The 24,861-nt window shown below is 69.5% G+C and carries 19 protein-coding genes; 13 read left to right on the plus strand and 6 right to left on the minus strand.

Going from position 1 to position 24,861, the window contains the following annotated elements; all coding sequences use genetic code 11:
• Nucleotides 1–103: 103 nt before the first annotated feature.
• Nucleotides 104–1,477, minus strand: a complete 1,374-nt coding sequence (locus tag ACZ5IK_RS44395; protein WP_465493229.1) for a type I glutamate--ammonia ligase — start codon at nt 1,475–1,477, stop codon at nt 104–106.
• A 93-nt stretch (nt 1,478–1,570) separates the two neighbouring features.
• Between ACZ5IK_RS44395 and ACZ5IK_RS44400 the strand changes: the two genes are divergently transcribed.
• The 3 genes from ACZ5IK_RS44400 to lgt are packed head-to-tail and all read left to right on the plus strand — an operon-like array spanning nt 1,571 to nt 4,994.
• Nucleotides 1,571–2,713 (plus strand): amidohydrolase family protein, encoded by a 1,143-nt coding sequence (locus ACZ5IK_RS44400; RefSeq protein ID WP_465493230.1) that lies wholly within the window; start codon nt 1,571–1,573, stop codon nt 2,711–2,713.
• A complete protein-coding gene (locus tag ACZ5IK_RS44405; RefSeq protein WP_465493231.1) occupies nt 2,710–3,879 on the plus strand; it encodes a M20 metallopeptidase family protein in 1,170 nt (389 codons plus the stop codon). The genes ACZ5IK_RS44400 and ACZ5IK_RS44405 overlap by 4 nt, the downstream gene beginning before the upstream one ends.
• A 29-nt stretch (nt 3,880–3,908) precedes the next feature.
• Nucleotides 3,909–4,994, plus strand: a complete 1,086-nt coding sequence (lgt, locus tag ACZ5IK_RS44410) for a prolipoprotein diacylglyceryl transferase (RefSeq protein WP_465493232.1) — start codon at nt 3,909–3,911, stop codon at nt 4,992–4,994.
• A 108-nt stretch (nt 4,995–5,102) separates the two neighbouring features.
• Here lgt and ACZ5IK_RS44415 read toward each other — a convergent pair whose 3' ends face one another.
• Together ACZ5IK_RS44415 and ACZ5IK_RS44420 are read right to left on the minus strand one after the other, a co-directional pair.
• Nucleotides 5,103–6,167, minus strand: coding sequence for an NAD(P)H-dependent amine dehydrogenase family protein (locus tag ACZ5IK_RS44415; protein ID WP_465493233.1), 1,065 nt, complete (start codon nt 6,165–6,167; stop codon nt 5,103–5,105).
• Between the two features lie 12 nt (nt 6,168–6,179).
• Entirely contained in the window at nt 6,180–6,392 is a 213-nt protein-coding gene (locus tag ACZ5IK_RS44420) for a hypothetical protein (RefSeq protein WP_465493234.1), read from the minus strand.
• 402 nt (nt 6,393–6,794) lie between these two features.
• On the opposite strand from ACZ5IK_RS44420, the gene gltB reads away from it, so the two are divergent.
• From gltB to ACZ5IK_RS44440, 4 genes are all read left to right on the plus strand, one after another.
• Complete coding sequence (gltB, locus tag ACZ5IK_RS44425) at nt 6,795–11,363, plus strand: glutamate synthase large subunit (RefSeq protein WP_465493235.1); 4,569 nt, start codon at nt 6,795–6,797, stop codon at nt 11,361–11,363.
• Nucleotides 11,356–12,864: a glutamate synthase subunit beta gene (locus tag ACZ5IK_RS44430; RefSeq protein WP_101609405.1), complete on the plus strand. Its 1,509-nt coding sequence runs from the start codon at nt 11,356–11,358 to the stop codon at nt 12,862–12,864. Before gltB ends, ACZ5IK_RS44430 begins: the two co-directional genes overlap by 8 nt.
• A 434-nt stretch (nt 12,865–13,298) precedes the next feature.
• The gene (locus ACZ5IK_RS44435) at nt 13,299–14,231 is read left to right on the plus strand and encodes a trypsin-like serine peptidase (protein WP_465493236.1); all 933 of its coding nucleotides are present in this window, start codon (nt 13,299–13,301) and stop codon (nt 14,229–14,231) included.
• Nucleotides 14,232–14,310: 79 nt separating this feature from the next.
• Entirely contained in the window at nt 14,311–15,702 is a 1,392-nt protein-coding gene (locus ACZ5IK_RS44440) for a class II 3-deoxy-7-phosphoheptulonate synthase (RefSeq protein WP_168214365.1), read from the plus strand.
• A gap of 17 nt (nt 15,703–15,719) precedes the next feature.
• Here ACZ5IK_RS44440 and ACZ5IK_RS44445 read toward each other — a convergent pair whose 3' ends face one another.
• Nucleotides 15,720–17,036, minus strand: a complete 1,317-nt coding sequence (locus ACZ5IK_RS44445) for a wax ester/triacylglycerol synthase family O-acyltransferase (RefSeq protein WP_465493237.1) — start codon at nt 17,034–17,036, stop codon at nt 15,720–15,722.
• Between the two features lie 222 nt (nt 17,037–17,258).
• On the opposite strand from ACZ5IK_RS44445, the gene ACZ5IK_RS44450 reads away from it, so the two are divergent.
• The gene (locus ACZ5IK_RS44450; protein ID WP_465493238.1) at nt 17,259–17,768 is read left to right on the plus strand and encodes a DinB family protein; all 510 of its coding nucleotides are present in this window, start codon (nt 17,259–17,261) and stop codon (nt 17,766–17,768) included.
• Here the strand turns inward: ACZ5IK_RS44450 and ACZ5IK_RS44455 are convergent.
• Together ACZ5IK_RS44455 and ACZ5IK_RS44460 are read right to left on the minus strand one after the other, a co-directional pair.
• Nucleotides 17,755–18,540: a DUF1295 domain-containing protein gene (locus ACZ5IK_RS44455; protein WP_465493239.1), complete on the minus strand. Its 786-nt coding sequence runs from the start codon at nt 18,538–18,540 to the stop codon at nt 17,755–17,757. The two genes, ACZ5IK_RS44450 and ACZ5IK_RS44455, sit on opposite strands and share 14 nt — an antisense overlap.
• Nucleotides 18,540–19,811 (minus strand): class I SAM-dependent methyltransferase, encoded by a 1,272-nt coding sequence (locus ACZ5IK_RS44460; RefSeq protein ID WP_465493240.1) that lies wholly within the window; start codon nt 19,809–19,811, stop codon nt 18,540–18,542. The genes ACZ5IK_RS44455 and ACZ5IK_RS44460 overlap by 1 nt, the downstream gene beginning before the upstream one ends.
• 39 nt (nt 19,812–19,850) lie before the next feature.
• On the opposite strand from ACZ5IK_RS44460, the gene ACZ5IK_RS44465 reads away from it, so the two are divergent.
• The 5 genes from ACZ5IK_RS44465 to ftsZ all read left to right on the plus strand — a co-directional run bounded on the left by ACZ5IK_RS44465 (nt 19,851) and on the right by ftsZ (nt 24,855).
• On the plus strand, nt 19,851–21,176 hold the full coding sequence (locus tag ACZ5IK_RS44465) for an NAD(P)/FAD-dependent oxidoreductase (RefSeq protein WP_465493241.1): 1,326 nt from the start codon (nt 19,851–19,853) through the stop codon (nt 21,174–21,176).
• Nucleotides 21,170–21,910, plus strand: coding sequence for a DUF1365 domain-containing protein (locus ACZ5IK_RS44470; protein ID WP_465493242.1), 741 nt, complete (start codon nt 21,170–21,172; stop codon nt 21,908–21,910). The genes ACZ5IK_RS44465 and ACZ5IK_RS44470 overlap by 7 nt, the downstream gene beginning before the upstream one ends.
• Entirely contained in the window at nt 21,903–22,514 is a 612-nt protein-coding gene (sigK, locus tag ACZ5IK_RS44475; protein WP_465493243.1) for an ECF RNA polymerase sigma factor SigK, read from the plus strand. The genes ACZ5IK_RS44470 and sigK overlap by 8 nt, the downstream gene beginning before the upstream one ends.
• The gene (locus ACZ5IK_RS44480; RefSeq protein WP_101609397.1) at nt 22,511–23,281 is read left to right on the plus strand and encodes an anti-sigma factor; all 771 of its coding nucleotides are present in this window, start codon (nt 22,511–22,513) and stop codon (nt 23,279–23,281) included. The genes sigK and ACZ5IK_RS44480 overlap by 4 nt, the downstream gene beginning before the upstream one ends.
• A gap of 251 nt (nt 23,282–23,532) precedes the next feature.
• A complete protein-coding gene (gene ftsZ, locus ACZ5IK_RS44485) occupies nt 23,533–24,855 on the plus strand; it encodes a cell division protein FtsZ (protein ID WP_101609396.1) in 1,323 nt (440 codons plus the stop codon).
• Nucleotides 24,856–24,861 lie beyond the last annotated feature (6 nt).

The raw sequence follows: 24,861 nt of genomic DNA on the forward strand, positions 1-24,861 counted from the left end.
CCCCCCCCCCCCCCCCCCCCCCCCCCCCCCCCCCCCCCCCCCCCCCCCCCCCCCCCCCCCCCCCCCCCCCCCCCCCCCCCCCCCCCCCCCCCCCGCTACAGGGTCAGTGCCGCCACCGCTGTGCCTCGGTGATCTCCTTCGCGCTCGCGTGCGCGAACCGCTCGATCTCCGCCCGCCGGACGTCCATGATCGTCGTGGCCAGTGGCGCGCCGAAAGCGGCCGCCAGATCCTTGTCCGCTTCGAACGCCGCGACGGCGTCCGCCAGTTTCACCGGCAGCCGCTCGATTCCGCGTGCACCGCGTTCTTCGCCGGTGAGTGTTCCCGGATCGACGTCCACCGGCTCCGGCAGTGCCGCCTCCTCGTCGGTACCGGCCATCCCGGCGAACAGCAGGGCGGCCGCCAGCAGGTACGGATTCGCGGTCAGATCGAAGCATTTGACCTCGAGGTTCGCCGCCGCGTCCCGGTTCCCGGCGACCCCGCGCACCAGCCTCAACGGCGTCTCCCGGTTCTCCAGCCCCCACGCGGTGTACACCCCGGCCCAATGGTGCGGCTCCAGCCTCAGATAGCTGACGACCGACGGCGCCCCGATCGCGAGCAGCGCGGGAAGCCGCCGCAAGATGCCCGCGCTGAAGGATTCCGCGACCCGCGTCAGCCCGAAGATCCTTTCCCCGCCGGAGAAAAGGTTCCGGGAACCGTCCCAGACGCTCAGATGCACATGGCCGCCGTTGCCGACGCCCTCGGGCGCGAACTTCGGGGTGAAGGACGCCTTCAGCCCGTGCCGGTGGCTGAGCGCGCGAATCGTCTCCTTCGTCAGGACGGCGACGTCGGCCGCGCGCACCGGATCGGCGGCGGTGACGGACAGTTCGAACTGTCCGTCGGCGTACTCGGGATGGATCTGTTCCACCCCGGCGCCCTGCTGGTCCAAAGTGGACACGAGCGCGCGGAGGTAGTCCGCGCGCTCGGAAAGCCGGGCGTAGCCATAGGCCGGGCCCGCGGTGGCCGACGTCGGATCGTCCGGGGCGTCGGCGCTGGTGACCACCCATTCGAGTTCGAAACTCATCAGCGCCCGGTGACCGCGTGCGGCGAGCCCGTCGACCGCGGTCATGAGGAGGGCGCGCGGATCCTGCGGATGCGGCTCGCCTTCCTGGTCGAGCTTCGTCACCGGCGCCCACGCCCAGCCGGGTTGCCCGGCGAGCACGGTCAGCGCGTCGAGATCCGGATGCAACCGCACGTCACCGACCGGTCCGAGCGAATGCTCACCGCCGGTGATGCCGTCGTCGGAACCGAAGAAGTCGAAGGAATTCGAAGCACCGACACCCCAGGCGGCCGCGGACGCCAGCTTGCGCAGCGGCACCGCCTTGACCCGCGCGATCCCGGCGTTGTCCACGAAGGTCAGCGCCACGAGTTCGACACCCCGTGCCCGGAGTTCCCCGGTGAGGGCGGTCGCGCGGGCGGTCAGTGCTTCCCGGTTCACCATGATTCCTCATCCTGGCCTCATCGCGAGCCCCTTGCCACGTCCGGCTCCGGCCCTAGGGTGAGCGCATTCGTCGATCATCGGAAGGGACGTGCCATGCCGGGACCCGGACTTCTGCCGTTCGTCGCCGAGATGCCGCTGGTGGACCATCACTGCCACGGTGTCGTCACCGGCGATCTCGGCCGGATCGAGTTCGAGCAGATGCTCACCGAGGCCGACACCGTCTCGTCGCTGGGCACGACCTTGTTCGACTCGCTGATCGGGCTCGCGGTCCGTGCCCGCTGCGCGCCGGTGCTCGACCTGCCGCCGCACGTCCCGGCCGAGGTCTATCTGGCCCGTCGCGCCGAACTGGGCGCCACCGAGGTCAACGCGCGGTTCCTGCGCGCCACCGGCACGACCGAGTTCCTGCTCGACGGTGGTTTCCTGCCGGACACGCTGACCACGACCGAGCAGTTCGCGGCCCTGTCCGCCGCCCGCGCGCGGGACATCGTCCGGCTCGAACAGGTCGCCGAAGTCGTCGTGGAGTCGAGCACGGCCGCGGGGTTCGCCGCCGCTTTCACCGCGGAACTGGCGAAACGCGCCACGACGGCGGTGGGGTTCAAGTCCATCGCCGCCTACCGCGTCGGCCTCGACCTGGCGGGGGAGCGCCCGACGGACGCCGAGGTCACCGAGGCGGCCGGTCGCTGGCTCTCCAGGATCGAGGCGGGTGAACCGGTCCGGCTCGCCGACGAGGTCCTGCACCGGTTCCTGATCTGGACCGGGCTCGACCTGGCCCTCCCGGTCCAGTTCCACGTCGGTTTCGGCGACTCCGACGTGGACCTGCACCGCTGCGATCCGCTGCTGCTCACCGGGCTGCTGCGGGCGACGCGGTCACGCGGGGTGCCGATCATGCTGCTGCACAACTACCCCTTCCACCGGAACGCCGCGTATCTGGCGCAGGTGTTCGAGCACGTGTTCGTCGACGTGGGTCTCGCGACGCACAACGCCGGTCACCGTGCGCCCGCGATCATCGCGGAGACAATGGAGATCGTGCCGTTCGGGAAACTGCTGTTCTCCACCGACGCGTTCGGGCTCGCCGAGCTGTACCACCTCGGCACCGGGCTGTTCCGGCAAGGACTGTCGGACTTCCTGTACGCCGGGCTGTCCGCCGACGTACTGTCCGAAGTGGACGCACGCCGGATCACGGCCCTGGTGGGGCACCGCAACGCCGAACGGGTGTACGGACTGGAGGGGATATGACGGAACTGGACGAACTGCAGGACCGGTGGGAGGCGGCCGTCGAGGCTGAGCTGCCGTCCGCGATCGGGCTGCGGCACCGGGTGCACGCCGATCCTCGTGCTTCGGGGGACGAAGAGGACACCGCGGCCGTACTCGTCGAGGCGCTGGGGGCCGGCGAGGGGGTGCGGATCGCCAAGACCGGGCGGGCCGTGTTGTTCCCCGGCACCGGGCCGGGACCCGCCGTCGCGCTGCGGACCGAACTGGACGCGCTGCCGGTCACCGAGCGGACCGGGGTCCCGTGGGCCTCGGAGACGCCGCTGATGCACGCGTGCGGGCACGACGTGCACATGGCCGCGCTCGTCGCCACCTGCCGCGCCGCGGTCGCCGTCGGGGTGCCGCGGCCGATCCTCGCGCTCCTGCAGCCGCGTGAAGAGACCTCGCCGTCCGGCGCGCTGGACATCGTCGAGTCGGGCGTGCTCACCGAGTACGGCGTCGGCACGGTCATCGGCGCGCACGTCCAGCCGCGGCTCGCGGCGGGTGTGGTGTCGGCCGTGCCGGGACCGGTCAACGCCTCCACCGACGAGTTCGACGTGGTCGTCCGCGGCCAGGGCGGGCACGCCGGTTACCCGCACCTGCTGCGGGATCCGATCCTCGCGCTCAGCCAGATCGTGGTGAGCCTGCAGCAGCTCGCGAGCCGCCGGGTCGACCCGGTGTTCGGCGCGGTCTGCTCGGTCGGCCGGATCGAGGCGGGGAAGACGGCGAACGTCGTACCGAACGAGGCCCGCCTGTCGGGCTCGCTGCGGCTGATGCGCGCCGAGGACCGCGACCTCGCGCTGGAGGGGCTCGCCGAGATCGTCCACGGCACCGCGAAGGCGCACGGCTGCCGGGCGGAACTGGAGATCACCCCGTGCGAACCGGTGCTGCACAACGACGCCGGGCTCACCCAGCGCGCGCACCGGCGGCTCGTCCGCGCCGGAGCCGGGGTGGACACCGAGTTCCGGTCGTTCGGCGCCGACGATTTCGCGCATTACTGCGGAGTGACGCGCGGCCTGATGATGTTCGTCGGCCTCGGCGACACCGCGGGCGCGCCGAGCCTGCACGACGAGGTCTTCCTGCCGCCGGACGCCGCAGTCGGGCACGTCGCTTCGGCGCTGATCGCGGGCTATTTGGCCGCCGTCGAGGGCTGACGCCCCCAAGAAGTGGATGAAGCGCTACGGTGGCCTCCGTGAATACCGCCTCGGCAGCGTTCCTCGCGACCATCCCCAGTCCCGACCAGGGCGTCTGGCATATCGGGCCGGTCCCGATCCGTGCCTACGCGCTCTGCATCATCGCCGGCATCATCGTGGCGATCTGGCTGGGCGAACGGCGCTGGGTGAACCGCGGCGGCACCAAGGGCACCGTCATCGACGTCGCCGTCTTCGCGGTCCCGTTCGGCCTGGTCGGCGGGCGGTTGTACCACGTCATCACCGACAACCAGCTGTACTTCGGCGAGGGCAAGAACCCGATCAACGCGCTGAAGATCTGGGACGGTGGCCTCGGCATCTGGGGCGCGATCGCGCTCGGCGCCGTCGGCGCGCTGATCGCCTGCCGCCGCCGGGGCATCCCGCTGCCCGCGATGGCGGACGCGCTCGCGCCGGGGATCGTGATCGCGCAGGCCATCGGGCGGCTCGGCAACTACTTCAACCAGGAGCTCTACGGCGCGCACACCGACCTGCCGTGGGGCCTGGAGATCTACCAGCGCTACAACCCGACCAACCCGGACGACTTCCTGAACGGCATCGCCATCGGGCACGTCCCGCTGCCGGACAGCCCGGTGCACCCGACGTTCCTGTACGAACTGATCTGGAACCTCGGTGTCGCGCTGCTGGTCATCTGGGCGGACAAGAAGTTCCGCCTCGGCCACGGCCGCGTGTTCGCGCTGTACGTCGCCGGGTACACCGCGGGCCGGTTCTGGATCGAGATGATGCGGACCGACACCGCGAACCACATCCTCGGCCTGCGGGTCAACGTGTGGACGTCGATCCTGCTGTTCGCCGCGGCGATCGCCTACTTCGTGGTGGCCGCCAAGCGGGGGCCGCGGGAAGCGCCGGAAACGCTGTGGAGCAAGGACGTGCCACGCGAGGACTCCGCTGCCGCTGCCTCCTCCTCCGACACTGCTGCCGCTTCCGGCACTGCCGCTTCGCCTGCCGAGGCCGAGGCCAAGGACGAGGAGCACGCGGAGGTGGGGGCGGCTCCGGACACCGTCCGGGACTCGGCCGCCGACAAGGCGACCGAGGACCCGAAGCCCGACTCCGAGAAGTAGCGCAGCGCGTGGCGTACCTCCGGCAGGGCCGGGGTCACGCAAGTCCGTGAGGGCCTCCTTGAGGGACCCTGGGTCCCTCAAGGAGGCCCTCACGGACTGGCTCGGGCGTCAGGGGGAGACCAGGCCCCGTCCGGTCACCAAAGGCAGGTCCAGCGCCGTCAGCAGCCCCGGCGGAGCCGCCACCACCGCCGGGATCGCGTTCACCAGCCGCATCGCGGTCGCCTTCAGCCCGGCCGTGTTGTGGTCGCCGTCGCTCCCGACCAGCCGAAGGTCCAGCACGTAGTTGGGCTCCCCGGTCACCTGGACGCGGTAGCAACCCTGCCCGGACGGCTGCGGCCACTCCGGGCCGAGGTCGCCGCGCAGCCGCGTGATGTGCTCCAGTACGCACACCGCCCGTCCGCCGCGCATACCGCGCACCTCGAACCGCAGCGCCGCCGCCGTACCCTCCTTGATCGTCCCCGAGGCGATCTCGAACGTCTCGGGCGCCGGAAGCCGTTCATAGACCTCCTCGACGGAGTCGAGTTCGACGTCCAGCCCCGCCGCGAGCTGCCGCACGACGCTGCCCCAGGCCAGCGACAGCACTCCGGGCTGCAGCAGCAAGGGAAGGTCGTCCATCTCCCGCCCGAAGCCCATGATGTCGAACAGGACCTTGGCCTGGTTGTACGTCGAGTAGTCGAGGATCTCCAGACAGCGAACCTCGTCGATCCGTTCGCACACGCCGGTGAGCACCAGCGGCAGCCAGTCGTTGGCGAAACCGGGGTCGATGCCGTTGACCCACAGCGAAGCGCCGCCTTCCCGGGCCGCCTCGCGGATCGGTTCGATCATCTCCGCCGGGACGACGCCTTCGGGGTATTGGAGGAACACCGGGCTGCTGGAGACCACGTTGATCCCCGCGCGCAGGAACCGTTTCAGGTCCTCGACGGCTTCGACGAGCCTGTCGTCGGCCATCGCCGTGTAGAGCACGCAGTCCGGCTTCAGGGCGATGAGCGCGTCCGCGTCGGTGGTCGCCGCGACACCGAGCGAACGCCCGAGCCCGGCCAGTTCCCCCGCGTCCACACCGGCCTTGGCCTCGCTCGAAACCCAGACCCCGGCCAGGTCGAGATCGGGCCGCGCGGCTATCCCCGCCAGCGCGTGACGGCCGACGTTCCCGGTACTCCACTGGACCACGCGCACGGCGTTCGCCTCCTACAGATCGGGCAGGCCCAGTTCCAGGTTCGGGGCCTGCCGGCATGCGTCGACTTCGATGATCTTGCCGGTGACGTACCGGCCCGCGCCCGCCTCCAGCAAGGACGGTGCCGCCGCGACGGTCAGCGCATGCGCGGTGGAGGACGTTGAAGCGAAAGGCTTCTTCGAGGAGATCCGCGGTCGTTTCCAGCAGGGACCGGGGATAGGTGCCACCGACTTTGTCGACCACCACGTCCAGCCGTCCGAATTCCGGCGACCTGGTCGGTGAACCGGAAGCGGTCCAGGATCATGCGCGGAACTGTAACACGTTCTACTTTTTGGGCTCTGACATGCGGAGGGCGCCGGGAGTGACTAGGGTCGCTTCACCGCGTCTCTCGACATCCCGCGACAGGCCATATACTTAGCGGGACGAACTATCGTGACCCCATCAGGAACTCAGTCGTTCCGGACATCCAGATCGTTACCCATCGGGTGGCTTTCGCGCCCGCCGAACTGATGCCGCCGTGTTTCCCAGGTGTTAAAGTCGCGCTAACGAACGGGCCATCGTCGTCCCGTGCGCATTCCCCCGGCCGGCCCGTCCGGCCGCTGAGCACAGACGACGAAGGAGGTCCCTTCATGATCTTCTCCGCCATTCCCGGCAAACAAGGTCTTTACGATCCCGAATCCGAACAGGACTCCTGCGGTGTGGCCATGGTGGCCGACGTCCGCGGACGAAGGTCGCACGGCATCGTCACCGACGGTCTTTCCGCGCTGACGAATCTCGACCATCGCGGTGCCGCGGGCGCGGAGCCGACCAGTGGCGACGGCGCGGGCATCCTGGTGCAGCTGCCCGACGAGCTGTTGCGCGCGGAAGCGGACTTCACCCTGCCCGAGGCGGGCGCCGATGGTCAGCAGACTTACGCGACCGGGATCGGTTTCCTGCCCTCGGACGCCGAGGAGCGCGGCAAGGCCGTCGCCCTGATCGAGCGCATCGCCACCGAAGAGGGCCTCGACGTCCTCGGCTGGCGAGAGGTCCCTGTCGACGCCGATCGCGCCGACATCGGCCCGACGGCGCGTTCGGTGATGCCGCATTTCGTGATGCTGTTCGTCGCGGCCCAGGAGGCGGGCGGAAGCCGCCCCGGCGGGCTCGAACTGGATCGCCTTGCCTTCTGCCTGCGCAAGCGCGTCGAGAACGAGAGCGTGACCGCGGGCTGCGGCACCTACTTCCCGTCGCTGTCCTCGCGGACGATCGTCTACAAGGGAATGCTGACCCCCGAGCAGCTCCCGCTCTTCTTCACCGACCTGACCGACACCCGGCTCGCCAGCGCCATCGCGCTCGTGCACTCCCGGTTCTCCACCAACACCTTCCCGTCGTGGCCGCTGGCGCATCCGTTCCGGTTCGTCGCGCACAACGGCGAGATCAACACCATCCGCGGCAACCGCAACCGCATGCGCGCCCGTGAGGCGCTGCTGGAATCGGACCTCATCACCGGCGACCTCACCCGGCTGTACCCGATCTGCTCGGCCGACGCGTCGGACTCCGCCTCGTTCGACGAGGTGCTGGAGCTGCTGCACCTCGGCGGGCGGTCGTTGCCGCACGCGGTCCTGATGATGATCCCCGAGGCGTGGGAGAACCACGCCGGGATGAACGCCCAGCGTCGTGCGTTCTACCAGTTCCACGCCAGCCTCATGGAGCCGTGGGACGGCCCGGCCTGTGTCACCTTCACCGACGGCACGCTCGTCGGCGCGGTGCTGGACCGCAACGGCCTGCGCCCCGCTCGATGGTGGCGCACCGCCGACGACAGGGTCGTGCTGGCCAGTGAGGCCGGGGTCCTCGACGTCGCCCCCGCGGACGTCGTGGCCAAGGGTCGTCTCAAGCCCGGCCGCATGTTCCTGGTGGACACCGAGGCGGGCCGGATCGTCGACGACGAAGAGGTCAAGTCGGAGCTGGCCAAGGAACTCCCGTACGAGGGCTGGCTGCACGCCGGGCTGCTGCAGATCGCCGATCTGCCGGACCGCGACCACATCGTGCAGAGTCACGATTCCGTGCTGCGGCGCCAGCTTTCCTTCGGCTACACCGAAGAAGAGCTGAAGATCCTCCTCGCGCCGATGGTGATCAAGGGCATGGAGCCGATCGGCTCGATGGGCTCGGACACCCCGCCCGCAGTGCTGTCACAGCGTTCGCGGCTGCTCTACGACTACTTCAAGCAGAACTTCGCGCAGGTCACCAACCCGCCGCTGGACGCGATCCGCGAAGAGCTCGTCACCTCGATGAGCCGGATCATGGGCCCCGAGCGGAACCTGCTCGCCCCCGGCCCGGCCTCCTGCCGCCACGTGCAGCTGCCGTATCCGGTGATCGACAACGACGAACTCGCCAAGCTGATCCACATCAACGACGACGGCGACCTTCCCGGCTTCGCGTGCAGTGTCCTTTCGGGACTGTACGAAGTGGACGGCGGGGCCGACGCGCTGGCGTCCGCGATCGAACGGGTCCGCCGCGAGGCCTCCGAGGCGATCGCGGCGGGCGCGCGCACGCTCGTGTTGTCCGACCGCGACTCCGACCACCGCATGGCGCCGATCCCGTCGCTGCTGCTGGTGTCCTCGGTGCACCACCATCTGGTGCGCACCAAGGAAAGGCTCCGCGTCGCGCTGGTCGTCGAGACCGGTGACGCCCGCGAGGTCCACCACGTCGCCGTCCTGCTCGGCTACGGCGCCGCCGCGGTGAACCCGTACCTGGCCTTCGAGACCATCGAGGACATGATCTCCACCGGTGCCATCACCGGTATCGAGCCCGCCAAGGCGATCCAGAACTACGTCAAGGCGCTCGTCAAAGGCGTCCTGAAGATCATGTCGAAGATGGGCATCTCGACCGTCGGCGCTTACACCGCGGCGCAGGTCTTCGAATCCTTGGGGCTGAGCCAGGATCTGCTCGACGAGTACTTCACCGGGACGTCGTCCAAACTCGGCGGCGTCGGCCTGAGCGTGCTCGCCGAAGAGGTCGCCACGCGCCACCGCCGCGCGTACCCGGACAACCCGACCGATCGCGTCCACCGTGGACTCGAGACCGGCGGTGAGTACGCGTACCGCAGGGAAGGCGAACTGCACCTGTTCACCCCGGAGACCGTCTTCCTGTTGCAGCACGCGACGAAGACCGGCCGCGAAGAGGTGTACAAGCAGTACTCCGACGAGGTCCACCGCCTCTACCGCCAGGGCGGCGCGCTGCGCGGGCTGTTCGCCTTCCGCGAGGGCGCGCGCGAACCCGTCCCGCTGGACGAGGTCGAGCCGGTCGAGGCGATCTTCAAGCGCTTCAACACCGGCGCGATGTCCTACGGTTCGATTTCGGCCGAGGCACACGAAACCCTCGCGATCGCGATGAACCGCATCGGCGGCCGGTCCAACACCGGCGAGGGCGGGGAAGACCCCGAGCGGCTTTACGACCCGACCCGGCGCAGCGCGATCAAGCAGGTCGCGAGCGGCCGGTTCGGCGTCACGAGCGAGTACCTGGTCAACGCCGACGACATCCAGATCAAGATGGCGCAGGGCGCGAAGCCGGGCGAGGGCGGGCAGCTGCCGCCGAACAAGGTCTACCCGTGGATCGCGCGGACGCGGCACTCGACGCCGGGTGTCGGGCTCATCTCGCCGCCCCCGCACCACGACATCTATTCGATCGAGGATCTCGCCCAGCTGATCCACGACCTCAAGAACGCCAACGAGAACGCCCGCATCCACGTGAAGCTGGTGTCCTCGCTCGGCGTCGGCACGGTCGCGGCGGGCGTGTCCAAGGCGCACGCCGACGTCGTGCTGATCTCCGGCCACGACGGCGGCACCGGTGCCTCCCCGATGAACTCGCTCAAGCACGCGGGCACGCCGTGGGAGATCGGGCTCGCCGAGACCCAGCAGACGTTGCTGCTCAACGGTTTGCGTGACCGGATCACCGTGCAGGTCGACGGTGCGATGAAGACCGGCAAGGACGTCGTCATCGCCGCGCTGCTCGGCGCGGAGGAGTACGGCTTCGCGACGGCGCCGCTGATCGTCGAAGGCTGCGTCATGATGCGCGTCTGCCACCTCGACACCTGCCCGGTCGGCGTCGCGACCCAGAGCCCGGATCTGCGCAAGCGGTACACCGGCCAGGCCGACCACGTCGTCAACTACTTCCGGTTCGTCGCCGAAGAAGTACGGGAAACGCTGGCGGCACTCGGTTTCCGCACGCTCGACGAGGCCATCGGCCACGCCGAGATCCTGGACACCGACAAGGCGATCGAGCACTGGAAGGCCTCCGGGCTCGACCTGTCGCCGATCTTCGAGATGCCGAAAGAGACCCCGTACGGCGGGGCGAAGCGGCGCACCCGGACGCAGGACCACGGCCTGGAACACGCACTCGACCGGACGCTGATCCAGCTCGCCGAGGCGGCGCTGGAGGACGCGCATCCGGTCCGGCTGGAACTGCCGGTGCGGAACGTGAACCGGACCGTCGGCACGCTGCTCGGTTCCGAGATCACGCGCCGCTACGGCGGTGAAGGCCTGCCAGAGGACACGATCCACGTGATGCTGACCGGTTCCGCCGGGCAGTCGCTCGGCGCGTTCCTGCCGCGCGGCATCACGCTCGACATGGTCGGCGACGCGAACGACTACGTCGGCAAGGGGCTTTCGGGCGGGCGGATCATCGTGCGCCCGCATCCGGACGCGAAGTTCGCCGCGGAAGGCCAGACCATCGCCGGTAACACCCTCGCCTACGGGGCCACCGGCGGGGAGATGTTCCTGCGCGGCCAGGTCGGCGAACGGTTCTGCGTGCGCAACTCCGGCGCCGTGGTGGTCGCCGAGGGCGTCGGCGACCACGCCTTCGAGTACATGACCGGCGGGCAGGCCGTGGTGCTCGGCCCGACCGGGCGCAACCTCGCGGCCGGCATGTCCGGTGGCGAGGCCTACGTGCTCGACCTCGACCGCGGCCGGGTCAACGAGGAGATGGTCAACCTTCTGACGCCGTCGTCGGAGGATCTCGCCTGGCTCAAGAAGACCGTGCAGAAGCATTACGACCTCACACGTTCGGCCGTGGCCGCGTCGCTGCTCGGTGACTGGCCGCGCCGCTCGGCGGCGTTCACCAAGGTGATGCCCCGCGACTACCAGCGTGTCCTTGACGCGGCGAAGGCGGCGCGTGCCGCGGGCCGCGACGTCGACGAAGCGATCATGGAGGCCGCTCGTGGCTGATCCGACGGGTTTCCTGAAGCACGAACGCGAAGAGCCGAAGAAGAAGTCCAAAGAGGACCGTCTCGCCACCTGGGGCGAGGTCTACGCCGACGTGGAACCCGCTGAGCGCAACGAAAAGGTGCGCAAGCAGGCTTCGCGGTGCATGGACTGCGGCATCCCGTTCTGTCACTCCGGTGGTTCCGGGTGCCCGCTGGGCAACCTGATCCCGGAGTGGAACGACCTGGTGCGCCGCGGTGACTGGGCCGCGGCGAGCGACCGGCTCCACGCGACGAACAACTTCCCCGAGTTCACCGGGAAGCTGTGCCCCGCGCCGTGCGAGGCGGGCTGCGTCCTGTCGATCTCGCCCTTGTCCGGCGGGCCGGTGTCGATCAAACGGGTCGAGCAGACGATCGCCGACCAGTCCTGGGAAGCGGGCTACGTGCAGCCGCAGGTCTCGGCGGTGTCGTCGGGACAGCGGGTCGCGGTCGTCGGTTCCGGTCCCGCCGGGCTCGCCGCCGCGCAGCAGCTGACCCGCGCCGGCCACGAGGTGACCGTCTACGAACGGGACGACCGGCTCGGCGGCCTGCTGCGGTACGGCATCCCCGAGTTCAAGATGGAGAAGAAGGTCCTCGACCGGCGGCTCGCGCAACTCCGCAAGGAGGGCACGAAGTTCGTCACCGGCTGCGAGGTCGGCGTCGATCTGACCGTCGAGGAACTGCGGGCGGGCTACGACGCGGTGGTGCTCGCCGTGGGCGCGCTGCGCGGCCGCGACGACACGACGACGCCCGGACGCGAGCTGTCCGGTATCCACCTGGCGATGGAGCATCTGGTCCCGGCCAACAAGTACGTCGAGGGCGACGGCCCGTCGCCGGTGGACGCGGCGGGCAAGCACGTCGTCATCATCGGCGGCGGTGACACCGGGGCCGACTCGTACGGCACCGCGACCCGGCAGGGCGCGCTTTCGGTGACCCAGCTGGACCAGTACCCGACGCCACCGTCCACAAGGGACGACGAGCGCTCGCCGTGGCCGACCTGGCCCTACATCCTCCGCACCTACCCGGCGCACGAGGAGGCGGGCGAGCGCAAGTTCGCCGTCGCGGTCAAGCGTTTCGTCGGCGACGAGAACGGCAACGTGCGCGCTGTCGAACTCCAGCAGGTCAAGGTCCAGAAGGATCGCGAGACCGGCCGCCGCGAGGTCCTCCCGGTCAACGACGAGATCGAGGAACTGCCCGCCGATCTCGTGCTGCTCGCGATCGGGTTCGAAGGTGTCGAGCACATGCCGCTGCTGGACGGGCTCGGGCTTTCGCTGACCAAACGCGGCACGCTCTCGTGCGGCGTGGACTGGCAGACCTCCTCGCCCGGCGTGTTCGTCTGCGGCGACGCGCACCGCGGTGCCTCGTTGGTGGTGTGGGCGATCGCCGAAGGACGTTCGGTGGCGAGTGCCGTCGACGCCTACCTCACCGGCGCTTCGGACCTGCCCTCGCCGGTGCACCCGACGGCGCTTCCGCTCGCCGTCGTCTGAGCACTGCAGAGATGTCAGGAAAGGGGCTTTCAAGACGTTTTTCGTCCTGAAAGCCCCTTTCCTGACACCCGGCGGGGATGACGAACGGCAGGGGGCGGCTCCCACCCAAGATGGAGGGCCGGAGTCAGGCTCCGGTCCGACGCGGTAGGGGGCAGCGTCGCGTCCAAGACCGCGGATCTCTTGCCGCACATGACCACCGCGAACACGGCCCGCGACATGGACCGGATCCGCGAAGCGCTGGGGGAGCGGAAGATCTGCGGGACGGTGTCCTTCCCGCCGCCGATTCCCACTGCGCCTGATTGTTGGGCCGAACGGCCCATGCACCGCCACGGATGCGGCCGAACGGTCCCTTGTACGCCCGGTAGCCGGACAAATACTTTCGAATTGCCGTACAAGTCATACGGCAATTCACCGGTGGCGAAAGGTGGTACGCCATGAAGAGGACGGTTTCCCGGATGGGGATCCTGGGGGCGCTCGTGGGGCTGGCGGTGACGGCGCTGACAGCGGTCGCGAGTCCCGCCCAAGCCGGACCGGTCCACCATCAAGCGGCTGTCGACGCACAAGCGGTGGCGGCCTACTGGACGCCTGAGCGGATGCGGTCGGCGGTGCCGATCGAGCAGCTGGTGAAGGCCCCGAACCTTTCGCCCAAGGACGTCGCCAAGGGTGAGAGCACGATCATCCAGAGCATTCCCAACGGCGGCGGCGCGTGGACGGGGGCGGGCAAGGTCGTCCAGACCGCCGGCCGCGTGTTCTTCATCATGGGCGGGCGCAACGCTTCGTGCTCCGGCGACGCGGTCACCAGCACGAACGGCAGTGTCGTGATCACCGCCGGGCACTGCGTGAAGTACCAGGGTGCCTGGCACACCAACTGGACCTTCGCGCCCGGTTATGACAACGGCAACACGCCCTACGGCACCTGGGCCGCGAAGAGCACGCTGACCACTCCTCAGTGGGAAGCGAGCGAGGACATGAACTACGACATCGGCGCGGCCGTGGTCAACCCGCTCAACGGGCAGAAGCTGACCGACGTCGTCGGCGCGCAGGGGATCGCGTTCAACCAGGCGCGCAACCAGTCGATGTACACGTTCGGGTATCCGGCGGCGGCGCCGTACGACGGCACGAAGCTGATCTATTGCAGCGGAAGCACGTTCACCGATTTCCTGCTGACCAAGGACCACGGCATGAACTGCAACATGACCGGCGGTTCGAGCGGCGGCCCGTGGTTCCTCAACTTCAGTGAGGCGACCGGTACCGGCGTCCAGGCGTCGGTGAACAGTTTCGGCTACACCTTCCTGCCCGGGTACATGTTCGGTCCGTACTTCGGCACGGACGCGCAGAACCTCTACAACAAGGCGCAGGCCGCCTGATCTTCGCCGCCGCCCGTCCACCGTTTGGGACTTTTGTCCCGGTGGGCGGGCGGCTTTCGGCTCGGCATATCCTGGGCCGGTGAACTGGACAGTGGACGTTCCCGTCGACACGCTCCCCGAACTGCCTCCTCTGCCGCCCGAGCTGCGCAACCGGCTCGACGACGCGCTTTCCCGGCCCGCCGCGCAGCAGCCCGAATGGCCGGACCCCGAGCTGACGAGGCGCGTACGCGGCGTGCTGGAGAGTGTGCCGCCGATCACCGTCCCCGCCGAGATCGACAGGCTCTCCGACAGGCTCGCCATGGTCGCCCGCGGTGAGGCGTTCCTGCTGCAGGGCGGTGACTGCGCGGAGACGTTCGAGTCGAACACCGAACCGCACATCCGCGCCAACCTGCGCACCCTGCTGCAGATGGCCGTCGTCCTCACCTACGGCGCGAGCCTGCCGGTGGTGAAGGTCGGCCGGATCGCGGGCCAGTACGCGAAGCCGCGTTCGGCCTCCACCGACGCGCTCGGCCTGCCGGTGTACCGCGGCGACATCATCAACTCGCTCGTCGCCAAGCCCGAACTCCGCGTGCCCGACCCGGGCCGGATGATCCGCGCGTACGCCAACGCGGGTGCCGCGATGAACCTCGTCCGCGCGCTCACCGGCGCCGGGATGGCGGATCTGCACCAGGTGCACGACTGGAACAAGGACTTCGTGAAGTCCTCGCCCGCCAGCGAGCGCTACGAGGCGCTGGCCGCGGAGATCGACCGCGGCCTGCGGTTCATGTCGGCCTGCGGCGTCACCGACACCTCGCTCCAGTCCACCGAGATCTTCGCCAGCCACGAGGCGCTGCTGCTGGACTACGAGCGCTCCATGCTGCGGATGGATCGCGCGGACGCGACGAACCCGAAGCTGTACAACCTGTCGTCGCACTTCCTGTGGGTCGGCGAGCGGACCCGGCAGCTCGACGGCGCGCACATCGCGTTCGCCGAACTGCTGGCCAACCCGATCGGGCTCAAGATCGGCCCGACGACCACGCCCGAACAGGCCGTCGAATACGTCCGGCGGCTCGACCCGCGCAACGAGCCCGGCCGCCTGACGCTGATCGCCCGGATGGGCAACGGCAAGGTCCGCGAGGTGCTGCCCGCGATCGTCGAGAAGGTCGAGGCGTCCGGGCACAAGGTCATCTGGCAGTGCGACCCGATGCACGGCAACACCCACGAGGCGTCGACGGGCTACAAGACCCGGCACTTCGACCGCATCGTGGACGAGGTCCAGGGCTTCTTCGAGGTGCACCGCAAGCTTGGCACGTACCCCGGCGGCATCCACGTCGAGCTGACCGGCGAGGACGTCACCGAATGCCTCGGCGGCGCGCAGGAGATCTCGGATCTGGACCTTTCGGGCCGGTACGAGACCGCGTGCGACCCGCGGCTGAACACTCAGCAGTCACTGGAGCTGGCGTTCCTGGTCGCGGAGATGCTTCGCGGCTGACGGCGGCGCCTCCCGCGCTAAGCGGTGTCCAGCAGCCTCGCGGCGGACTTGAGCACGCCGTCCCGCAGCGAGCCCACATCCGAAACCGCGGCCCCGTTCGCCTGCAGTCCGATGTGGACGGAGTCGCGGTAGGTCGCCACTGCGATCCCGACCGCCTGCCGCGGCGCCAGCGGCACGAAGGGGTACACGCTTTCGAGCCGCGTCCCGTCGAGGGTGAGCCTGTTGGGCGGCACCGGCACCGTGGTGACCACGAGATCGAACAGCAGCGGTGCGGCCAGCCCGGCGGCCCTGCTGCCGAGCCGGTGCAGCATCGGCGGCATCCGGTCGGCGAGCAGCGGGAACGCGCCCGCGCCCCGGCCGGGGCCCGCGGCCTTGTTCCGGCTCATCTCGCGCTGGACGGCCAGCAGCCGCTTCACCGGATCGTCGAGGCCGACCGGCAGATCGCAGAGGTAGCCGGACAGCTTGTTCCCGCCCAGTTGCTCGGCGGACCGGCCGCGCACGCTGACCGGGATGAGCGCCCGCAGGGTCCGGTCGTCGGCCCGCTGGCCGCGGTTGATCATCCATTCGCGCAGCGCGCCGGCGAGGATCGCCAGCACGACGTCGTTGGCGGTCCCGCCATGGGTCCGGCGGATCCGCCGGATCTCGCCGGTGTCCAGCCGGACGAGGCCGAGCCGTCGCTCGGTCGACGGCGGCGCGCTGATCGGGGACAGCGGTGAACGGGTCGCGCGGACGACCGACGAAGCGATCCCCGCCGACTCGCCCGCCTGGGCGAGGGTGGAACCGAAGGCGTCCTTGACGGCGTCCACAGGGGACCGCGGCGCGGGAGGTACGGCACCGCTGTGCGGGCGCCTGACGGCGCGAGGGACCGTGTCGAGCAGGCCCGCGGCGACGGCGTAAGCGCCCGCCCCGTCGGTGAGCGCGTGGTGCAGTTTCAACAGCAACGCGAACTCGCCGTCCGGCAGGCCGGTGACGAGATGCAAGTCCCACAAGGGTTTTCCGGTGTCGAGCGGTCGTCCCATCCAGCGCGACGCGTAGGCGGAGAGCGGATCCGGTTCGTACAGGGAGCTCAGGTGGTGATGTGAAATATGTTCACTGGCAACGAAACCCGGGTCGTCCGCCCAGACGGCGGCGCCGAGCGGGAACAGCGCGGTGCGGGGGCGCTGACGCAGCTTCGGGATCCGTGCGGCCCGCTCGGCCAGCAGCGCGGTCAGCTTACGCGCGTGCACCTGCCCATGCGGACGGAAGGTGACCACCGCGCCCATGTGCATGGGCGTCGTTTCGCTTTCCATGCAAAGGAAAGCGACATCGAGTGCGCTCAGCTGGGGGCCTGACATCAGTGACCTTTCTCGGAACCGGGGGGCGATGTGCACAACTGCACCAGCCTGACATGACGAGCGGGTGGTCGTCATGTTTCGGGGGCGCTAACTGCCGTCGGTTTCACTCGAACGATGGGACCCCGCTCGGACATGGACCACGGACGTGCGGCAGATGGCGGACAGCCCGGCGCGGGTAACTCGTTAGCGGATCATCCGAGGAAACCGGCAGACTGCAGCACCATGACCGACGAACCGAAGCGCCCCGAACCGCCGCTCACCGGCGACGAGCGCACCCAGCTGAACGGCTTTCTCGACTTCCTCCGCGCCACCGTCGTGTGGAAGTGCTCCGGCCTCACCGACGAGCAGGCCAGGCGGCCGCTCGTGCCCAGCGAGCTGACCACCATCGCCGGGCTGCTCGGGCATCTGACCCTGGTCGAGCAGTACTGGTTCAACGTGGTGCTCGACGGCCAGGAGGACCTCTGGAAGGAAGCGCTCGAGGCCGACCCCGACGCCGAGTTCCGGGTCGCCATGAAGACCCCGATCGAGCAGCTGATCGCCGCCTACGAGGCCGAGTGTGAGCGGAGCCGCAAGGTCGTCGCGCGGATGGGGCTGGACGACGAGGTCGCCTTCCGCGGCGATCGCCAGGTCAACGTCCGGTTCGTGGTCGCGCACATGATCGAGGAGACCGGCAGGCACGCCGGACACCTCGACCTGTTGCGCGAATCGATCGACGGGCTTACCGGGGAGTAACGCGGCGAGGGGGCAGCGGGAAGAACCCGCTGGTCCGCTCGACGTACGTCGCGTACCCCGGCCGGGAACGCTGCAAACCCTTCTCCAGCAAGGGTTTTCCGGTGCCCTTGGCCAGCGTGTACGTCATCGCGATCGGCGACAGGATCGTCGCCGCCCCCACCCAGCTCGAACAGGCCAGCAGGTACAGGCCCCACCACACGCACGCGTCCCCGAAGTAGTTGGGATGCCGGGTGTAGCGCCACAGCCCGCTGTCGAGGACCTTCCCCTTGTTGTCAGGGTCGGCCTTGAACCGGCGCAGCTGCTCGTCGCCGATCGTCTCGAACCCGAAACCGACCAGCCACACCGCGACACCCAGCCACGCCGTCACGCCGAAGGAATCGCCGTACATCGCGAACTGGACCGGCAGCGAGACGAACCAGAGCACCACCGCCTGGAGCAGGTACACCCGGACGAACAGCTTGAGCGCCGGATTCGGGCCGGCGTTCTCCACCATCCGCACATAGCGCGGGTCTTCGGGCAGCTTGTGGTTGCGCAGGTGGAGGTGCACGCCGAGGCGCACGCCCCAGATCGCGGTCAAGGCCGCGGCGACCACTCGCAGCGCCACCGATCCGTCCCCGAGCGGGGCCGCGACCAGCGCGACGAGCGCGAAGCCCGGCCCCCAGAACGTGTCGATGGTGTCGTACCGCTTGCGCGCCAGCGCGATGCCGAACGTGACGAAGACCGCCAGCAGGGTCACCCCGGCGGTGACGAGCAGGGTCCCCCCGAGGGACATCAGGACCACTCCCGGGTGGCGGGAAGCGCGCTCAACCCCTGTTCGGACGAGCGGACCGCGAGGATCTGGTCCACGCCCATCCGGTTCTCCTCGAACGCGAGCGCGCCGCCGACCAGGTAGAGCCGCCAGACCCGCGCGCCGGATTCACCGATCAGCGCCACGACGTCGTCCCAGTTGCTTTCGAGCGTTTTCTCCCATGCCCGGACCGTACGCACATAATGCTCGCGCAGCGCGTGGACGTCGCGGATTTCGAACCCGGCCGTCTCCAGATGCCCGAGCGTGCGGCTCAGCGGCCGCATCGTCATGTCGGGGGCGATGTAGCGCTCGATGAACGCGCCGCCGCCCGGGGCCACCGCGCCGCGGGACATCTGCTGCAGGACCAGCCGTCCGGTGGGCTTGAGCATCCGGTACAGCGTCCGCGTGTACTCGGGGTAGTTCTCTTCGCCGACGTGCTCACCCATCTCGATGGTGGCGACGGCGTCGAATGGCTCGTCGGTCAGCTCGCGATAGTCCTGCCGCCGGACCTCGACGCGATCCTCCAGGTCGTGCTGGGCGAGGCGGCCGCGGATGTGCTGCAGCTGTTCCGCCGAAAGCGTGATGCCGACGGCGTCCACGCCGTGGTGCTTGGCCGCATGGACCAGGAGCGAGCCCCAGCCGCAGCCGACGTCGAGCAGCCGCATCCCCGGCCGCAGCCCGAGCTTGCGGCAGATCAGCTCGAGCTTGTCCCACTGGGCCTGTTCGAGGTCGTAGCCGTCGTCCTCGGACGTCCAGTACGCCGACGAGTAGGCCATCGATTCGTCCATCAGCAGCTGGTAGAAGGCGTTGCTGAGGTCGTAGTGGTGCGCGATCGCCGACTTGTCGCGGAGCAGCGTGTGCAGCTTCCCGGAGAGCCGGGCCTCTTCGGCGGGTGGTTTGGGCGGCGGCCCTACGACGCCGAGACTCACCGCTAGCCGGAGCGCTTCGGCCCATTCACGGGGCCCGAGCTTCGCGCCGCGGACGGCGCCCGACCGGGTCAGCGCCCAGATCCGGCGGAATCCGTCGGCGAGGTCGCCTTCGACGTCGAGATCACCGGAGACATAGGCCCTCGCGAGACCCAGCTCGCCGGGGGAGTAGAGGAGACGGCGCAGGGCGCGCCGGTTGCGGAGCACCACGGTCGGGGCGTCCGGCGGCCCGGCGCGCACGCCGTCCCAGGTGCGGAGACCGACCGGGAGGGAGCCACCGAGGAGCCGCTCGACGAACGGGACTAGGCGAGACGCGGGACTGTTCGGCATAGTCGTCATTCGACCCCGGACAGGTAAAGGATGGGTCGGATGACGCCCCGGTTCACCCGGTCCAATCCGGCCCGGCCCCTGTTCCGAATCCCTTTCGTGCACACCAAGGGTCAACGCATCGGAGTCATCGGCAGCGGCGTCGCCGGCCTCACGGCCGCCTACCTGCTGCAACGCCGCTACGAAGTGCTGCTGTTCGAAGCCGACGACAGGCTGGGCGGGCACGCGCACACCCACGACGTCCCGAGCGCGCACGGCGGCACCGTCGGCGTCGACTCCGGGTTCATCGTGCACAACGAGCGCACCTACCCGAACCTGCTCCGGCTGTTCGCCGAACTGGGCGTCGCCACCCGCGACACCGAGATGTCGATGAGCATCCGCTGCGACGGCTGCGGCCTCCAGTACGCCGGGGCCAAGGGCCTGAAGGGCCTGTTCGCCCAGCCGCGCAACCTCGCCCGGGGGCGCTACCTGCGGATGCTCGCCGACGTCAAACGCTTCCACCTGCACGCGAAGCGCGTCCTCGACTCTCCCGAGGCCGGAGACGTCACCCTCGGCGCGTTCCTCGCGATCGGCGGGTACACGAAGTACTTCGTCGACCACTTCATGCTCCCGGTCGTTGCGACCGTCTGGTCGGCCGACCGGAACGACACGCTCAAGTACCCCGCGCGCTACCTGTTCGAGTTCCTGCGCAACCACGGGATGCTGTCGGTCGGCGGGTCCCCGAGCTGGCGCACCGTCGTCGGCGGCTCCCGCGAGTACGTCGACCTCGCCGCCAAGCAGCTGACGGCCGTGCACCTGTCGACACCGGTCCGCTCGGTCAAACGCACCGCGCGCGGGATCGAGGTCCGTGACGACGCCGACACCCGGCACCGGGTCGACAAGGTCGTCCTGGCCACCCACGCGGATCAGGCGCTGAAGCTGCTCGCGTCGCCGACCGAGGCCGAGCGCGACGTCCTCGGCTCGTTCCGGTACTCCAGCAACGAGGCCTGGCTGCACACCGACACCGGAGTGCTCCCGACGGCGGAAGCGGCGCGCGCGGGCTGGAACTACGCCACCCCGTTCTGTGATGCCAACCATGGCGCGGTCCAGGTGTCCTACGACATGAACCGCCTGATGCGGCTCGACGAGCCGACCGGCTACGTCGTCACGCTCAACCCCGGCACCGCCCCCGCCGACGGTTCGGTGCTGGCCAAGATGACCTACGAACACCCCGTCTACACCCCGGAATCGGTGGCCGCCCAGCGCCGCCTGCCCGAGCTGAACGACGACACGGTCGCCTTCGCGGGCGCCTATCATGGGTGGGGATTCCACGAGGACGGCTGCGCGTCCGGTGTCCGCGCGGCCGAGAACTTCGGGGTGCGATGGTGACCGTCATGGCCGTGCTCTACGACTCCACGGTGGCGCATGTCCGGCGCAACGATCCGCCGATCTCGTTCGCCCACCGGGTCTATCTGTGGCTCATCGACCTCGACGCGCCGCCGAAGCTTCCGAAGTGGCTCCAGCCCTTCGCCCGCTTCGACTCGCGAGACCACTTCGCGCCCGAAGACACCTCCAGCATCCGGTCCAAATTGGACCGCTGGCTCGCGGCGCGCGACGTCGATCTTCAAGGCGGCCGGGTGCTGATGCTGGCGGGCGCGCGCGTGCTCGGGCACAACTTCAACCCGATCACCCTCTACTGGTGCCACCGGCCCGACGGCGAACTCGAATGCGTCGTCGCCGAGGTGCACAACACTTACCGGGGCAGGCACGCGTATCTCCTGCGTCCCGACGCCGACGGGAACGCCCACGCGGACAAGGAGTTCTACGTCTCGCCGTTCCAGTCGATGGACGGCGAGTACCGGATGGAGGTGCCGCGGCCGGAGTCGCTGCTCTCGGTCAAGATCGCCCTCCGCCAGGGCGGGGAGACGCCGCTGACAGCGTCGCTGCGCGGGGTGCGGCGCCCCGCCACCGTCAAATGGCTCGTGCACATGCTGATCACCCGTCCGCTCATGCCGCACCGGGTCTCCGCGCTGATCCGGCGGCACGGGGTCAAACTGTGGTTGAAGAAGGCTCCGCTGACCCGGCGGACGCCACAGACGGCCGGAGGCAGGCTTGATGGATGAATCGGCACGTCCACGCCGGATGGCGCCCGTTCCCGAGACGGACGGTGAACCGGCGGGCCCGACGTCCGAGGAGCTGCTCGTCCGGGTCGCGAAGGGGGACGAGAGGGCCTTCGACGTGCTGTACGACCGGCTCGCCGGTCCGGTCCTCGGCCTGGTGCGGCGAATCCTCCGTGACGTCGCGCAGTCGGAAGAGGTCACGCAGGAGGTCATGGTGGAGCTGTGGCGCACTGCCGCGCGCTACTCCCCGGAGCGGGGGAGCGCGCTGAACTGGGCCATGACGCTCGCGCACCGCCGTGCCGTCGACCGTGTCCGTTCGGCTCGGGCCAGCTCGGACCGCGAGGTCAAGGCGACCTTCGAAGCCGCACGGGCCCGGCCCTTCGACGAGGTGGCCGAGGCCGTCGCGGCCCGCTGGGAACGTTCGCAGGTGCGCCGCTGTCTGACCAGCCTGACCGAGCTGCAACGGGAATCCGTGTTGCTCGCCTACTACCAGGGCTATACCTATCGCGAGGTCGCAGAGGTGCTGCAGACCCCGCACGGAACCATCAAGACTCGACTCCGGGACGGCCTGATCAGGCTCCGGGACTGTTTGGGGGTGACGGCATGACGATGCCCGAAATGCACACGCTCACCGGGGCCTACGCCGTCGACGCACTGTCCGATTTGGAGCGTGCCCAGTTCCAGCGGCACCTCGGCGAGTGCGCTTCGTGCGCACAAGAGGTCCTCGAACTGCAGATGACCGCGACCCGGCTCGGTGCCGCCCTGGCCGAAGACCCGCCGCCCGAGCTCAAGCGCCGGGTGCTCGCGGAGGCGATGGCGACCCGGCAGCAGCCGCCGAAGACCCGCTTCGAAACCGGAGAGCGCGTCAAGGACCGCCGCCGCGCCCCGCGCTGGGCGATCGCCGCGGCCGCGGCGGCGATCGTCGGGCTGGCGGGCACCGCCGTGTTCGGCGGGATCGCCTACGACAACCACACGCAGCTGACCGCCGCGCGGGAACAGGCGGCGCGGGCCGCGGATCGGTACGCGCCGGTCGCCGACGTCCTCGCGGCCGCCGATCTCCGGACCGGCCACGCCGACGCGTCCGTCGGGGGCGGGGGGACGGTGATGATGTCGCGCTCGAAGGACCGGCTCGTCTTCATGGCTGCCCAGCTGCGGAGGAACGACCCGGGCCGGACCTACCAGGCCTGGTTCATGTCCCCGGGTGCCGCACCGAAGCCTGCCGGACTCATTTCCGGTGGTCAGGACGGTGCGCTGCTGGTCGCCGACGGACTCGGCGGGGCCGAGCAGTTCGCGCTGAGCGTCGAGCAGGCGGGTGGATCACCGACCGGATCACCGTCGCAGGACGTCGTCATGGTCATGTCCATGCCGACCTGATCTCCGGTCCTTAGCAGGCCGCCGTCCGGCGCTTCCTCCGGGGCTCACTCTTGCGCCCGGGAAGATGTTGTGGCAAAACACCTTTGCGACACACGGCGTGGCTACTGGATTCGAGCCTGCCTGGTGCATACCGTCCTGCTTCAACGTCGGCAGTTGACATAACTCTCACTCTGAGGTTCAGATCGAGGGTTCGGCCCAGGCTCAGCGACCGGCGGGCAGCACGAGCACACACGATCAGGAAGGCGGCTCCGATGACGCCCCCGCACAACTACCTTGCGGTGATCAAGGTCGTCGGTATCGGCGGCGGCGGAGTGAACGCCGTGAACCGCATGATCGAGGTCGGCCTCAAGGGTGTCGAGTTCATCGCGGTGAACACCGACGCACAGGCACTGCTCATGTCCGACGCCGACGTCAAGCTCGACATCGGCCGGGAACTGACCCGCGGCCTCGGTGCCGGCGCCGCCCCCGAGGTGGGGCAGAAGGCCGCCGAGGACCACCGTGAAGAGATCGAAGAGGTCATCAAGGGCGCCGACATGGTGTTCGTGACCGCGGGTGAGGGTGGTGGCACCGGCACCGGTGGCGCTCCCGTCGTCGCCCAGATCGCCCGCAAACTCGGCGCCCTGACCATCGGCGTCGTCACCCGCCCCTTCACCTTCGAGGGCAAGCGCCGCAGCAAGCAGGCCGAAGACGGCATCCAGCAGCTGCGCAACGAATGCGACACCCTCATCGTCATCCCGAACGACCGGCTGCTGCAGCTGGGCGACATCGGCGTCTCGCTGATGGACGCCTTCCGCTCGGCGGACGAGGTCCTCCTTTCGGGTGTCCAGGGCATCACTGACCTGATCACCACGCCGGGTCTGATCAACCTGGACTTCGCCGACGTCAAGAGCGTCATGTCCGGCGCGGGTTCCGCGCTGATGGGCATCGGCTCGGCGCGCGGCGAAGGCCGGGCGATCCAGGCTGCGGAGAAGGCGATCAACTCGCCGCTGCTGGAAGCGTCGATGGACGGTGCGCACGGCGCGCTGCTGTCGATCGCGGGCGGGTCGGACCTCGGCCTGTTCGAGATCAACGAGGCCGCGTCGCTGGTGCAGGAGTCCGCGCACCCCGACGCGAACATCATCTTCGGGACGATCATCGACGACTCGCTCGGCGACGAGGTCCGGGTCACCGTGATCGCGGCCGGTTTCGACGCCGGCACGCCGACCCACAAGAAGCTCGACCCGTCGACCTTCGGTTCCCGGTCGAACTCGACCGCGTCCGCCCAGGCGGGTCAGGTCAACGGTGGCGGGGCGACGCCGGTGCAGAGCCCGCCCTCGGGTGCCACGCCGGTGCCCTCGACGGGTTCGAACGGCTACCCGGTCGCGCCGCCGCGCACGCACACGCCGATGCCGTCCTCCCGCAACGAGGGCAACGGCTCGCTGACCGGCGGGCTTCCGCAGTCCGGCGGCGGTTCGCGCGGGTACTCGCCGATCGGGTCGAACTCGACCCACGGCAGCCTGCCCAGCCGCGCCACCCCGGTGCACGACGACCCGTCGGACGACGAAGTCGACGTTCCCCCGTTCATGCGGCGGTAGCTCGCT

The organism is Amycolatopsis sp. NPDC031561, from assembly GCF_055580625.1.